The 13578-nt window shown below is 44.1% G+C and carries 7 protein-coding genes; 5 read left to right on the top strand and 2 right to left on the bottom strand.

Annotation, left to right across the window (positions count from 1 at the left end):
- Window positions 1-157 precede the first annotated feature (157 nt).
- From Q0200_RS02255 to Q0200_RS02235, 5 genes are all read left to right on the top strand, one after another.
- Window positions 158-1432, top strand: coding sequence for a PBECR2 nuclease fold domain-containing protein (locus tag Q0200_RS02255; protein WP_297937216.1), 1275 nt, complete (start codon window positions 158-160; stop codon window positions 1430-1432).
- 99 nt (window positions 1433-1531) lie between these two features.
- Window positions 1532-3172: a hypothetical protein gene (locus Q0200_RS02250; RefSeq protein ID WP_297937214.1), complete on the top strand. Its 1641-nt coding sequence runs from the start codon at window positions 1532-1534 to the stop codon at window positions 3170-3172.
- 474 nt (window positions 3173-3646) lie between these two features.
- Window positions 3647-3892 (top strand): hypothetical protein, encoded by a 246-nt coding sequence (locus Q0200_RS02245; RefSeq protein ID WP_009494526.1) that lies wholly within the window; start codon window positions 3647-3649, stop codon window positions 3890-3892.
- 212 nt (window positions 3893-4104) lie between these two features.
- Complete coding sequence (locus Q0200_RS02240; protein ID WP_297937210.1) at window positions 4105-7710, top strand: LPD23 domain-containing protein; 3606 nt, start codon at window positions 4105-4107, stop codon at window positions 7708-7710.
- A 152-nt stretch (window positions 7711-7862) separates the two neighbouring features.
- Window positions 7863-10151: a hypothetical protein gene (locus Q0200_RS02235; protein WP_297937208.1), complete on the top strand. Its 2289-nt coding sequence runs from the start codon at window positions 7863-7865 to the stop codon at window positions 10149-10151.
- Between the two features lie 31 nt (window positions 10152-10182).
- Here the strand turns inward: Q0200_RS02235 and Q0200_RS02230 are convergent, their stop codons facing one another.
- Together Q0200_RS02230 and Q0200_RS02225 are read right to left on the bottom strand one after the other, a co-directional pair.
- Window positions 10183-10755 carry an ATPase gene (locus Q0200_RS02230; protein ID WP_297937206.1) on the bottom strand — a complete coding sequence of 191 codons (573 nt, stop codon included), beginning with the start codon at window positions 10753-10755 and terminating at the stop codon, window positions 10183-10185.
- Window positions 10756-11648: 893 nt separating this feature from the next.
- Window positions 11649-13208 (bottom strand): hypothetical protein, encoded by a 1560-nt coding sequence (locus Q0200_RS02225; RefSeq protein ID WP_297937204.1) that lies wholly within the window; start codon window positions 13206-13208, stop codon window positions 11649-11651.
- Window positions 13209-13578: the final 370 nt, after the last annotated feature.

Here is a 13578-nt window from a genome sequence, read left to right as displayed (position 1 = left end):
CCCAATATGCGCCTTATAGCCTAACAACAAAAAGCAGCCGAACAAGGGAGCAAAGCAAGAAGTCGTAAAAGGCGAAGCTAAAAATCAACAATTTAACAATACAAACGTAGATTATACTTCAGCCGTAAAAAATATCGTCGAAAGAAAGGAATTAGCCTTGAGGCTAGACCCAAAGGCCGATATATTATCTGTCGTTAAGGACTTTTCTAAGCCGATAAAAACGCCGATTTTTACTTCCAAAATTTCAGTCGATAAGATGCTAAACCATTTGGCCGATAAGATTGACGGCGACAGGAGGCTAGAATACATAAATTTAGTTAAACCGACTCTGGAAAAACCGCTGTTTATTACTCAAGAAAGTATAAACGGCGCACAAAGATTTAGATTTTTTAAAACTTTTATAGACGAAAAAGATAAGGTTGTAAAATTTTTAAACGTCGTAGAGGATAAAAACGGCGAACTAATCGAAATAACCGCTACGCCTATTAAAAATACAGATTTAAAAAACTTACTGAAAGGTAAAGTGATTTGGGGTGGGGACACACTCTCCGATCTAAGCACCCCACAAACAGCCAAACAAGGATCGGAAGCTGATAAGGCTATTATATCACAAAATGCGGCTAAAGACGAACTAAAATCGCTATCTAAAGAGTACGACGTAGAGCAGTTTCTAAAAGATAGAGAGGACATACTAGCCAAAGACGCAAGGTACGGCAAAACTAGGTTTAGCGAGTCGAGGATAGAGGATAACGGTGGCGTAGGCGGTTGGGAATACAAAAGAACGCCTGCGGGCTACGATAAAAACTACAACGCTGATTTTTTGATCACTAAAGCAGACGTAGCAAAGATAAGAGGCGGCAAGATAGACGAACAAGGAAGTAAAATCGAACAAGCTCGAGTAAAGCGAGAAGCCGTAAAAGGCGAAGCTCCCGGGCAACACCCCGGCGCGAACTTCGCCAATGAGAAAATTATAAATCAACCAGGCTTAAGGTTAAATAAATCAAGAGAAAAATTAATAAAAAATACGGACGTTTCAAGGTTAAACGACGAACAAAAAAGCGTATATGACGTGTTTGTATGGAAAAGAGATAAGGTTATATTGCAGGGCAAAGACCTAGGCGACCTTTACTCCTTAGAGCAAGGCGGCAAAAATGCAGGCACGAAAAAGATAATGATAAAACACGCAGGCATTGAAAAAACAGGCGGGCTTAGCAATGATGAGCTTTTAAATATCATGGATGTAGTAAGAAACGGCAAGATAGCCGACGATAGCTTCGAGCTTAGAGACGATATAATAAGGTATGCCTATGATTTAAAAAAAGAAGGTGTTAATTTTAGAGTCGTCATAGATGAATTTAATGACGGCAAAAAATATTTGACTATTACAGCGATAGAAATTTTATCGATTATGGCACGACGCAAAAACGGTTGACGGGCAATAAAACATTTCAGTCTGCATCAATGGCTAAAGATAGCCAAAGGCTTGCATTTTCGCCTTATAAGGACGACGCGCAGCGGGTCGCGCAGACTAATGATTATTATATCACAAAATTCAGCTAAAGACGAACTAGAAATAAAAACCTATGCTAACCCACGCGCAGGAACAGGCCTAGCGGGCGGGACTCTAAACGCTAAAGACGAAAACGAGAATTTCGACGCGGAGAAATTTACTAAAGGTTTCATATACGGGTTATTTGGCTCAAAGGTAACAGCCGAACAAGGAAGTAAGCTAGGGCAAGCAGAAGCAAAACAAGAAGTCGTAAAAGGCGATGGCTGGACGATGAGGGACGGCAAGCTTACTTATCTAGATCAGGTTAAATTTGAGCTTGACGACTGGCTAAAAGCTCAAACCGGTATAGACGACGTTATAACGGCCTCTTTGGCTTGGCTAAAGTCCGAACACCCCGAAATGCACAATAGCAAGAGAGCCGTAAAAGAATTAATAGAATACGTTTTAGACAGACCGAGCGTAGTAAAAAGCGGTAAAAGCGAAAATAGCGTATATTTAGGTAAAGTAGACGATAACAAGATGAAAGACATAGTAATAGACAAGGGCGATAAAAAAATTATACATGCAAATCGTAGAAAAATGACGTCTGAGGAAAAAGAAGCAAAACGAGCTAGTGAGGACGCCCTACACTCACACACCGATACTAAGCCGGCCGGGGCGTTAACGTTGGGGCAAGATGCCCGTTTAGCTCGTTTTAACGATAGTATTATATCACAAAATGCAGCTAAAGACGAAACAGCGATAAAAACACACGCTAACCCTCGCGTAGGCGCAGGCCTAGCGGGCGGAACTCTAAACGCTAAAGACGAAAACGGAAACTTTGACGCGGAGAAATTTGCTAAAGGTTTTATATACGGGCTTTTTGGCTCAAAGGTAACAGCCGCTACCCTAAAAAAGACAAACCCTAAACTATACGATCAGATAGTAAATATCGGGAAAGATAAAGCGGGCAAAGAAAGTCTATCAGGCAAGGTCGACAAGATAAAAATGCCCGATATGGGCAAATTTCTACAAAAACTAATAGCCGATAAGAACATAAGCGATAAAACCAAAACCCAAATGATAGAAGCCGCAAAAGGTAGATACGCTCAGGCAATAAAAAACGAGCAAACCAAAAAGACGATAGAAGCTAGCGCGCAAAAGGGGCGAGATATGACGCCTATCGGCAGAGAGAATCTAAACGCGGAGATAGTAGAGTACCTAACCAATAATAGACAAAACGTCGCAATAGACGTTTTAAGTCCAAAGATCGCGCAAAAACTTGGTTTTAGATATGCCAATGTAAAGAGAACAATATCAAGCGATGCCGTAAGACACACGATAAATAGGCACGGCAAGGATAGCGACTTGGTAAAAAAGAGTGGGCAAAAACCAGTAGCCTACGATGATATAGCAAAGTGGGCGCAATACGCCGACGAAGCAGATGTGCAAGCGATTACAAAAGATAACATAAAACAAGACGTATTAATAAGCGGGAAACAATTAAGTGAGCATTATTATGTAGTTGTAGAAAGTATAAGAAAAAAGGCAAATGAGCTAGCTTTTAAAACTATGTATTTTGAAAAAGGGAGCCTAAAAAATAGTGAGGCTTTTAAAGACGCTCAAACGCTACTTCGCGGTTATGAGCCGGACGCTAATTCTTTTGCGCCTTTAAAAGGTTAGATCATTATACCATAAATTTAAAGGTTTAGAATAGCTAGATGCGGGCAAAAAAGATAAACAATATAAAAAACAAAATGCTGAACGGAGTAAAGGTAGTTTATCGATCCTCCAAACTTCGGACTACTCCGTTATAACAAGCTTTTACAGACGAACGGTCTATCGCCAACAGGATCGACAATCGTATTATACCATAAATAAAAGGCTTGGAGTGCAGTCGAGGAAATTAAGAAAAAAAGAAATGAGCTAGCTTTTAAAACGATGTATTTTGAAAAAGGAGATATAAAAACTACAAAGGCTTCGCGCTGGGGACGGACTAAGTCCGCTCTTACCCGCTCGGGTTACGAGCCCGAAATAAAATTAGACCCCACACATACGCGAAACCCTTAGGGATATTATACCGTAAAATTTAAAGGTTTAGAATAGCGAGATACGGGCAAATAAGGTAAAAAAAAATCAAAAAAGGAGAACAACGTAATGAAACAAAACGTAAAAAATATAAAAGGCATAGAATTTGTTTGTATGTATTGTCAGACATCCATATCGTTTGTGTTTGAAACGCACAAGGTTTTTCTAAATGAGTGCCCTAACTGCGGTGCGGAGTGGCTACCTCAAACGCTAAACATAGAGGCGATGAGAAACATTAAACATACTCTAAAAACGTTAAGAGAAGCAAGCGGAGCGGATATTAGCTTGATATGCGACGATATTGAGATAAAATAATACAAAGCAACAAAACTTAACAATCAAATCCCCTTTTTTAAGGGGTACCCCATATTTCCCAAAAAATGCGGTAATTTTTGGGTAATTTTTCCTATTTTTCCCAAATTATGCAAATTTTGACACTATTTTTTTCTAATTTTTCCCAAAACTAGGTAGATTTGACACTGCGACTTGCGCGATAATTGCCCTAAACCATACAAAAAGGAGCGATTATGGCAATCACAAGTACGGGCTATCAAGCCCCTGCAACATCTAGACAAGGTTTAAAACCTTCGGTCTACGACAAAATCATTTTAATAGGAGCGGACGTAGATCCTAGACTTGCAGGGCAAGGGATATTTTATGCGCTTGAAAAAGATATCGCGGCGCAGGCCTATACTCCGGAAATTTACGCCGCAAGGCTAAAACAAAGAGGTTTTTCGGACGAGAGCGCGCAGGCTTTTACACAAGCCTATATCCAAAAAGATATAAATATCGCCAAAGACTACGCAAACGGCAAAGCGGCCGAAGTTTATGAAAACAACGTCCGCACGCGCGTCGCTGCCGAGATCAAGGCTAAAAACGAGATAGAGGGCGAAGGCTTGACGATGAGAGACGGCGGGGAGGCAAACCTCGAGGTTTACGAAGGCAACGGCGTAATAGATTTTTCGTCAAAAATAGACGATGATTTTTTGCGCGCGAACGCTACTGAGCTTGAACCTAGCAGCAACCTGTTTAATTTTTTGGCCAAGACGAAAAATAATCCAAGTAGAGATAAAATTTTAAATCATTTTGCAGACAAAGCTGGCGAACGCGATAGCAAGGCGCTTGATCATAGGATGGCATATCTAAACTACATAATGCCTACTATAGAGGAGCCTTTGATAAAGATTTTTAGGTCTGACGGGAGGATAAGCAATATCAAACCTTTCGTATTTACGGATGTAAACAGTAAAACAAAAAACGTAAATTTTTTGAGTATCGTTACGGATAAAGACGGAAATATAGATTTTATTACGGCTTATGCGCTAAAGGACAAAAGCCAACTGCGAAGCGAAATAAAAAAGGGGATAAAAGTAGAGGTTCGTAGGGGGCTTGCTAGGACTTTCGACCCCCATTCGCGCGTTCAAGTTCCTAGCGCTACTGATGAAATTATATCCCAAAAAGGAAATTTAGTCAATGAAAAAGAAGCTAACGGACTACGAGATAGCGTTTCTAGTATCGGCGATAATGCAGGCCGAGCAGACCGAAGACAAGCAGGCGATGAGCAAATACTACGCCAAGGCCGACGGGATACTACAAATGCTAGCCAGACAAAGCGGCCAGCCCAGAGCGATGAGCAAATGGAGCAACAATGGGCCGCTAAAGCAGATGGCCAGGCTGATGCCGCAGCTGCAACAAAGCAAGTGGTGGAAAAACAAGGAAGCGGCGCTAGCATCGGCGGCGGGCTAACGGCAAACTCAAACGCTCATCTAGGTAGCGGCCTAGTCGCAGGTACGCTAAATTCTATCGACGAGGACGGGAATTTTAGCCCTGAGAGATTCGCTGCGGGATTTTTGGCGGGGCTTGCAGGCGGCAAAGCCGTAGCTACGGGGCTAAGAAAAATGACGCCGAAGCTTTATAATCAAATCCTAGGCGTGGCCGAGAAGATGCCGCAGATGGCAAACGACAATCCAAAGCTCTTAGGCAAGCTCTACTCAAACGGCAAGGACGTAAGTTTAAATTCCTTTGCCGGAGAAAAAGCGATCACGGCAAACGTCGGCAAACTAGATCAGGCTAAAGCGATGCTAGAAAAAGGTGCTGACGAAGTAGAAATTTGGCAAAAGACGGGGTGGTTTAAGGATGAAATCGACGACAAGTGGAAATTTGAAATAAATCCAAGAGGCGGAGAATTAAAACCGAATCCTCCGAGAAACACCGTTTTATATAATGTTTTAAACGACGAAAAGCTTTACGAGGCCTATCCTGAGTTACAGCTATACAAGGTGGAGGTAGCCGGCGAATATAACCCGGCGGCGCTAAAAGCGTTAGGTAGTGCAGACGGCGGGTTTATCCCCTCTCAAAAAACGTTCATAATAAACGAAAAAACGACGGATTTTAAGAGTACTTTATACCACGAAATACAGCACGCTATCCAAGAAATCGAAGGATTTAGCCCTGGGGCTAGCTCTAAAAACGGTAAATATTGGCTCGCAGGCGGGGAAGTAGAAGCTAGAAACGTGCAAAAAAGAATGAACGACGTAAGCTATGACGGCTTTAAAAACTCTACTTCTATGGAGTTTTTCCCGTATAAAGAAGAAGCTCAACTGCAAAGGATGACAGGCGATAAAGAGTATATGGAGTATCATGAGCTATCAAAGAAATTTGACGATTATCTTAACGATAAGGGTGATGAGCTTAGCGCGCAAGAAGAAGCTAGGCTTGGCGAGCTCTATGAAAAAATCAAAGATAGGCTAGGGTTTACGGGGGACGACTATAAAAAGGGCTATGAGCTTTATTTAAAAGAAAATGCCGAGTATCAAAAACACCCCCTTCATACTCTTGACGCTCCTAGAGGCGAGCGGGTGAATATAGGCCACGGCGACTTAAATTTAAGTCGTGAGCTTGAAAGAGATTTTCTAAGTAAAGACCGCATAAATTTAAACGCTCTTAGCAAAGAGGCCACACCGCTACCAAAAGCTATAAGCAAAAATGAATTTAAAGCCCAGTTTAGGGTAAACGACAAGGGAATTTCTTTTATAAAAACGCCTATTTCAGATAAATTCGGCGATGTAGCCGTAAATGTAAATAGCGCATGGAAACATTTAAAATCAGGCAATACTTATTTTAGCGATAGAGGGGATATAAGCGGGGCGTTTTTAGATACCCTTGCCGATCCGCTATTTGTCGTAAAGCAAAAGTATCGCGCCGAAGTGTCCCAAAATACTACTGGGCAATTTTCGCAAACGCGCCAAAACGCCAAACGCGCGAGTGGTTCAGACGGCAAACGAAAAATAGTAGCGCAAGATAGCTTAATATTTTATAAACCGTTTGAGGCGGACGACGGCATGACGCATCTGGCTAGCTTTGCCGTGGACGCAAACGGAAATTTAATACATAAAACCTTTTACGACCTTAGTGACAATTTAGGCAAGTTAAAGGCATTAATTAAATCCACTGATAAAAACGTAGTTTACTATAAAAACTCCGTTAGCAACGAGAATATAAGCTACAGCCGCAAGATAGAAGAGATAAAGCGCGAACATCCAAACGTAGAGCGCGAGCTAGACGAGAGTATAGCGGCGATGAGAAAAGAGAGCTTTAACGACTCAAATTTTAAAGCCGGGCTGATAAGTAAATTTGATACGAAAGAGATAACAACCCAAGAGCTCGGCAAAAGCGTAAATTTAAGCGATAAACAGCTAGCCGTCCTAAAAAATGATATCAAAAATGCAGACTTTAAAGTAATCAATGAAAGCAAAATTTACTTTGACAAGATCGGCAAAGACGGGGATAAGAAGAGATTTTTCGTCGATATTGCAGAGGATGGAAGCCTAAGAGTGGACGGGTATAGCAAAAAGGATATAGATAGCATCCCCGTAAAGCAAAGCGCGCTAGAGGAGCTAGCAGGCGTCGGCGACGCGGCAAGGCTAAAAAATATGAGCTTTGAAGTAAAAGCGGCGTATCGCAACGAGCTAGACCCTATCAAAAAAGAGGCAATACTAAAGACTGCCGAACTCAATAAGCTAAAGAAAGCGGCTCAAAGCGGAGATAAGGCGGCCGCGGCTAAATTTGAAGAGTTTAAGGCAAAAAATTTAGACGAAAACGGAAATATAAAAGACGGACTAAGCTTGTGCTAAGTTCGTCTGCAAAGTAAAAGGGTCCCCGCCGTAAGGTAGGGCTTTTGCTTCGTGCGTGGCACTCGCAACGAGACTACGCTACGAAGAGTGCGGGTGCAGGGCGCCAAGCCTTGCCCGCAAAGACGGGCTTTGCTCGTCTGCGGAGTAAAAAAATGAGTAATGACAAATGTCCACTAAAACAGATCCAAGAAAGATCGGGGAAGCTGCTCGATCGCTGGGCGCTAAAGGTTGATAGCACATTTGAAAAGGCGAGCGAAAAGCTAGACGAGGCCGCAAAGTGGGCCGATGAAAATATCCCGTTTGCAGGCGAGCTGCTAGACGTCAGGGGTCACGCCAAAGAGATCGACGAACTGCTTGGCGAATACCACAGAGCCACTGCGGCGATATATACGCAAGCGGGGCAGTTTAAGGAGTACCTCGGAAAGCTCAGCCTGGGTAATAGAAAGGCGATGTTTAAGGCGCTAGACGGCGAGACGGATGCTAGCGAGCTACCGGAGCACGTCAGGCCGCTATACGAAAAAGTGCGCAAGACTATAGATGACGGAGCGCAGGCCCTGGTGGATGCCGGGGCGCTAGAGTCAAAAAACGTCATCAAAGACTATGTAAAACACTACTACAAAAAGCACCTAGACGAAGCCAAAGAAAATAGCCGTATCGCAAAGGCGCTTAGACAAAGCAAGTTTTTTGCTAGAAAGCAGATGAGCTGGGAGCAAAAGCAACTGCGCGAGATAGAGGACGATGCGGCCTTTGCGGTCACAAATACGATCCTAGAGCAAAAAAAGCAGCTGCTTAAGGCTCAAACCCTAAAGCTTTTTGCGGATAAATTTGCTAAAGACGCGCCACCTGAGGGGGCTGAGGGGCTAAAATGGGTAAGGATAAGCGACGAAAGCGCGGGCGGCGGTATAAAAAAATACGGAGCGCTTGCAGGCAAATACGTGCCTGAAGACGTCGCAAACGCTCTAGCCGAGGCTGAGATGCTAGGGCGCGAGATGGCGAAATTTAACGGCTCATACTACAAGCTGATCGATCACATCAAGGTAAACGTGACGGTTAAAAATCCTTTTACTCACTTATACAACTTCGGCTCAAATATGGCTCTTGCGTTTTTGCACGGGGATTTTGCCGAGACGGTCAAGACTACGGCTGCGTGGATAGGACGCAGCGAGAGCTTTAAAAAATGGGAAAATTTAGCCAACTCGCTAGGACTCGATAGCCACCTAAGCGACCTTGAGGGGCTGGTGCGTCCGCTACAAAGAGATGCCGGCGGAAACATCCTAACAAAGGCGCTAAAAAACGCGTATATGGCCGAGGGTAGCTATCTGGGCGACAAGGCCAGATATCTATACTCGATGGAGGATAAGGTATTTAAGATCGCGAGGTTTAAGAAAAATTTAGAGCTGATCGCTAAAGACAAGGGCTTTGACGTAAACGACTTTAGCAAATTTAGCGCGGACGAGCTAAAGGCAGCGATGAAAGACGCGCAGTATAGTTACGTGGACTACTCTACTCACTTTAACGGCACGCTAAAACTGCTGGATAAAAGCGGAGTGCAGCCGTTTCTCCACTATGCCGTAAAATCGACTCCGATGGTCGTAAAGGCTGCGCTAAAGCGTCCGGATAGATTTTTGATGATGCAAGCCGTGCTAGCCTACGGCGGAGGCAGCGCATGGCTGGGCGCGGACAACGAGCAAGACAACCTAGCAAAGCCTGAGTGGGCCGAGAGCGGCGCACTGCCAAACCTGGTGGGCGTAAAAAGTTGGATGAGGGTAGGGAATACGGACTGGTATTTTAACTCCGGGCGTTTGGTGCCGGGCTTTAGGTTTGACGGATTTGACAAGCTAGAGTTTAACGGAGGCTTCGTCGGCGGCGCCATAAACATAGCAAGCGGCAAAAGTACGCTAGGATATAAGATAGAGGGCGAAGAAGACTCGGCCGCCGAAAAGATAACCAAAAGAATGCTCGAGCTAACCAAAAGCTACTTCCCGCCGATCTCTCCGCTGGGCCGCTACGGCCAGCAGCTGGGCGCGCAGGCAACGGCTGATGTCACGGGGTTAGACGTCGCGCCTAAAGACTACAACAAAGACGATCTAGGATACGGCGGGATAATGGCAAGGGGCGTGGGCGTAAGAAGGTTTAACAAAGAAAAAGAGTACGGCAAGGAGCTAAAAAAGGCCCGCAAGGAGTACGAGCAGTTCGTGCCGGTCAAAATCCCCGACTCCAAAGACGAGGAAAAAGTCGCAAAGGCTAAAGCTCATAACGATAAAATCGCAAAGCTAAGCGTCGCGGATCTGCGCGAGGCTAAGGAGCGCGCGGAGGCTAAATTTAAGCGCATAAAAAACGCCGCGAGCGCAGACGGCGTGAAGCTGGATATCGAGCTGCTAAAGCAAGGTAAGCAGGGCGGCGGGGCTTTTGGAAGCTTTAAATTTAAGTTTGGGGAGTGATCGATTTTCTTTACTTTTTTAGAAATTTGAGCTATAATGAGTCCGAAGTTAAAGGCGAGAGCTTCTCTTTCTCGCCGCTCTCGTTTAAATATCCTATTAAATCCTCATGAAAACATCCCATAATATCGTCTAAAAAGATACTCAAATTTTGCGGCATTATGCCTGTCACTTCCCCGTTTCTTAGCGTGCTCACGCGAGGTTTGCCATCGTTGGTTTTATATAAATTTTCAAAGTGAAAAGCGCGGTTTCTAATTGAAACCAAAAGATCGAGGCATATCCTGACTTTGTAAAAATTTCTTAGCTTGGTTTTTCTATTTGTCTTTGAGTATTTGCGAAAATCTACGCCTCTAAGATCTAAAATCAGGTTATGAATGCTACGGCGGTTGATGAGCTGCGCCCAGTAGCCGAAGGTCTGATGAGAGATAAACGCGCCGTCGTTGATGTCCAAAATCTGCGCGACCCTGTTTCTAGTCGCGATCTCGATGATGCCCAGCTTTGGCGCTAGCTCGCGGATAAGCAAGAAATTTGCCCTATGCTCGTCAGCGCTGGAGTATCCGGCTAGTCTGTCTTTAGAGAATATCGCCTCGAGTTCATCTTGGTTCATCTACAGCCCTTTATGCAATTTGCGCGATTTTAGCCAAAATTTGCTTAAGCTCGGTCGTGCATGCAGATTATTAAATGGGCCAAGCGATGCGAGGGCGAGTGTGGGGCGGTACAAACAACAAGCGATGCGGCGACGGGGCGCGGCTTGGCATTTTCTCCTACGGCGACGGCGCAAACGCGAACGCGCAAAACAGCCGGAACAAATAGTGAGATATTCTGTCGGGGCGGGGCGAGTGCGCGGGTTTTGGAGGCCAAACCCAGCCCGTTTTTGATGTTTTTGCGGAGTTGGCGAGAAAATAGGCGGACGCGGCGGTTTGCTCGGGCGGCTTTTGCTCAAAAACGGCTTAAGGTTCGTGAGCCGAAAATCTGCAAAAAGCGGGTTGGAAATTTAGTAACGAAAAGAATACTTTTCAATACTACTTTTTAAAGAGTGCCTAAAATAGGGCATTTGCGTACGGTAAAGAAAAGCGGCTTAAGGTTAGGGCGGGCAAATTTAGCTAAATTTGGGCGAAAAACGGCGATTTGGTTTAAGGTTAGAGCGGCTTTTGCTCGGGTAGGTTAGTTTTATTTTTTAAGCTTTGCGGCGCCGTGGCTGGCAGGCTGGCGGCAGTCGATCGGAGCGAGCGGGTAAATTTAGATGTTATAGGGGGGGGGCTATGAACCCACTCGCCCTGCGCACTACAATACTACCGTCACCCTTAAAATTTCAAAAAATTTCAAACTTTTTCTTTATAAAATTTACTTATAACTCCGCTTAAAAAGTCCTAAAAATAGCACTTTTTATCTAATTTGGCCGATGTTCATATAAAAACTTTGTCTTTTTGTGAGCTGTCCCCTCGGGCGCGCCAGCGTTGGGGCTTGCGGCCGCCGCTCCCCGCCGTGCTCGGTTTGGCCTTACGCCCAGCTCTCCTCTTCCACGTAATCATCGTAAATTTCATCATAGCTCTCGTCAAAAAATCGCCCTGCGATGTATTGCAAGATATATGCTGCCGCGTCCATGATATCGTCGCTCTTGCTCTCTGTCTCCGGGTCAAACCCCAGCAGCTGTGCCTCTAGTTCGTCGGTGGCGCTTAAATTTGCATTATGGTAAATTTGTCTTGTGCGGTAGTAGGGCTCTAAATTTGAAATGCGTTTGTTTTTAGAGTTGCCGCCGTGGCTGAGCGGATCTATCGGCAAATTTACGCCCGTTAGTTTTTGAATAGTGTCGATCGTGTAGAAAAAGTCGTTTTGCATGCCGGCCTTTTCTATGCCGATGCGCGCTGGATTAAAGGTAAGGTAAATTTCGATTATTCGTAGGCTTCGCTCAAACGGCGTAAAGTATCCACTCGTGATGTCGATGATAAAAAGCTTGTTTTGCCTATCTATCGCAAAGGTAACATAGGCGGTCTGGTCCCTACCTTTCCCGCTTGATATGTCGGCCACGGTATAAATTTGACACTCTTTTAGCCAGATTTTCTCTCCGCTTTCTAGCTCTATTTTATTTGCTCGTCTGATTTTTAGCTCTTGTTTGTTTACCCCGTCGGTTACGGTCACGGTCGTAAAAGGTTCGTCCGCCCTATACTCCACCCCCTTAAAGTACCTGAAATATTCGCGCTTAAAGATGGCCTTTTGCGGGTCTATTGCGGCGCACATATACTCTTGATAAAATTCGTTAGCTAGCCCTTTTGAGACTAGGGTGCTTTGTATTTTTTTGATTTTATCCATCGAAAAGCGAGACGGCCATGAGCTGGCGCCGTTTCTGATGATAGGGATTTTTATGTAAACCCAGTCTTGTTTGGCGTCCATTTCCTCGGTGTTGTTTACGATATTGTTTAGGATGCTGTCTTCGTGCAGTATAGTTCCCAGTATCACGGCCTTGCCGCGCGTAGGATGCAGAGTAGGGAGCAAGTCGGCATAAAACCAGCTGCGAAGCTTTTGGCGGTTAGCGTTTGAATCGATAGGGTATCTACCGACTTTACTCTCCAGGTCGTCTATGATTAGTAGCGTAGGGCGCATGTTGTCGATATTCATACCGCGAGGATCTTGCCCGGCCGAGAGAGAGACGACGTAGCATTTTTTCTCTATACTTTTGCCGCCTTCATCCTTCATGCCTTGATTTATAATAACCTCGATAAACCCTTTATTCCAAGCCTTACCGCGGGCTATGGCGTAACCTTTAGCGGCCGCTTTGTCGATACTGCCTTTGATGGCCTCCAGAAACGCCGTAGCCTTGTCTTCGTTGGCCGAAACGATCATGATAAAAGGCTCGGCGGCGAAATAAAGGCGGCTTAATACATAAATTTTATTTAGTAGGGTGGTCTTGCCGGCGCCGCGAAAAACTGCCACGGCCTTGTATTGTCCGTCGCCGTCGATAAAGCGGATAATTTCGAGGTGAAATTTAGGCGTCTTGTTTTCAAAAATTTCAGGTTCGACGTCTTTGGCAAATTTGAGGTATAGCTCAGGAGATAGATTCATTTAGTATCCTTTTTGCTTAAAAAGGTAACATAGATTGTCCTAAATTTTATAAAAAATACATAATAAAAAAACAAACGGATATTTTTACGGATATTTTAAAATCTTAAGATATAAAATATGCTGTATTAAATGGCGCTATCTTAACAATATGAATTCCTTCGAGCGCACCATTTATTTCCTAATTAATCCCATTCTTTTTTGCAAATTTTCGATGCTTGTTTTATTTTTCTTTTCTTTATTTTTTGTTCTATTGGGCTTTGTAGATAAATCATTTTAGGCATAAAGACCTTTGAATATAAAATTCCAATTTAATAAGGCTCAACGGAACTTAAGCGGATTCTCTATTATCATCTATTATCTTTAGTAAAAT

Origin of the sequence: uncultured Campylobacter sp., assembly GCF_938045225.1 — a bacterium.
Taxonomy (GTDB): Bacteria; Campylobacterota; Campylobacteria; order Campylobacterales; family Campylobacteraceae; genus Campylobacter_A.
Note: the sequence above shows the minus strand (reverse complement) of the source record. Positions and strands in the feature narration are given on the sequence as shown.

Excerpts from the sequence above, each read along its gene's own strand:
- Q0200_RS02250 (WP_297937214.1), top strand. The coding sequence starts at position 1,532 with ATGATTATTATATCACAAAATTCAGCTAAAGACGAACTAGAAATAAAA.
- Q0200_RS02245 (WP_009494526.1), top strand. The coding sequence starts at position 3,647 with ATGAAACAAAACGTAAAAAATATAAAAGGCATAGAATTTGTTTGTATG.
- Q0200_RS02240 (WP_297937210.1), top strand. The coding sequence starts at position 4,105 with ATGGCAATCACAAGTACGGGCTATCAAGCCCCTGCAACATCTAGACAA.
- Q0200_RS02235 (WP_297937208.1), top strand. The coding sequence starts at position 7,863 with ATGAGTAATGACAAATGTCCACTAAAACAGATCCAAGAAAGATCGGGG.
- Q0200_RS02230 (WP_297937206.1), bottom strand. The coding sequence starts at position 10,755 with ATGAACCAAGATGAACTCGAGGCGATATTCTCTAAAGACAGACTAGCC.
- Q0200_RS02225 (WP_297937204.1), bottom strand. The coding sequence starts at position 13,208 with ATGAATCTATCTCCTGAGCTATACCTCAAATTTGCCAAAGACGTCGAA.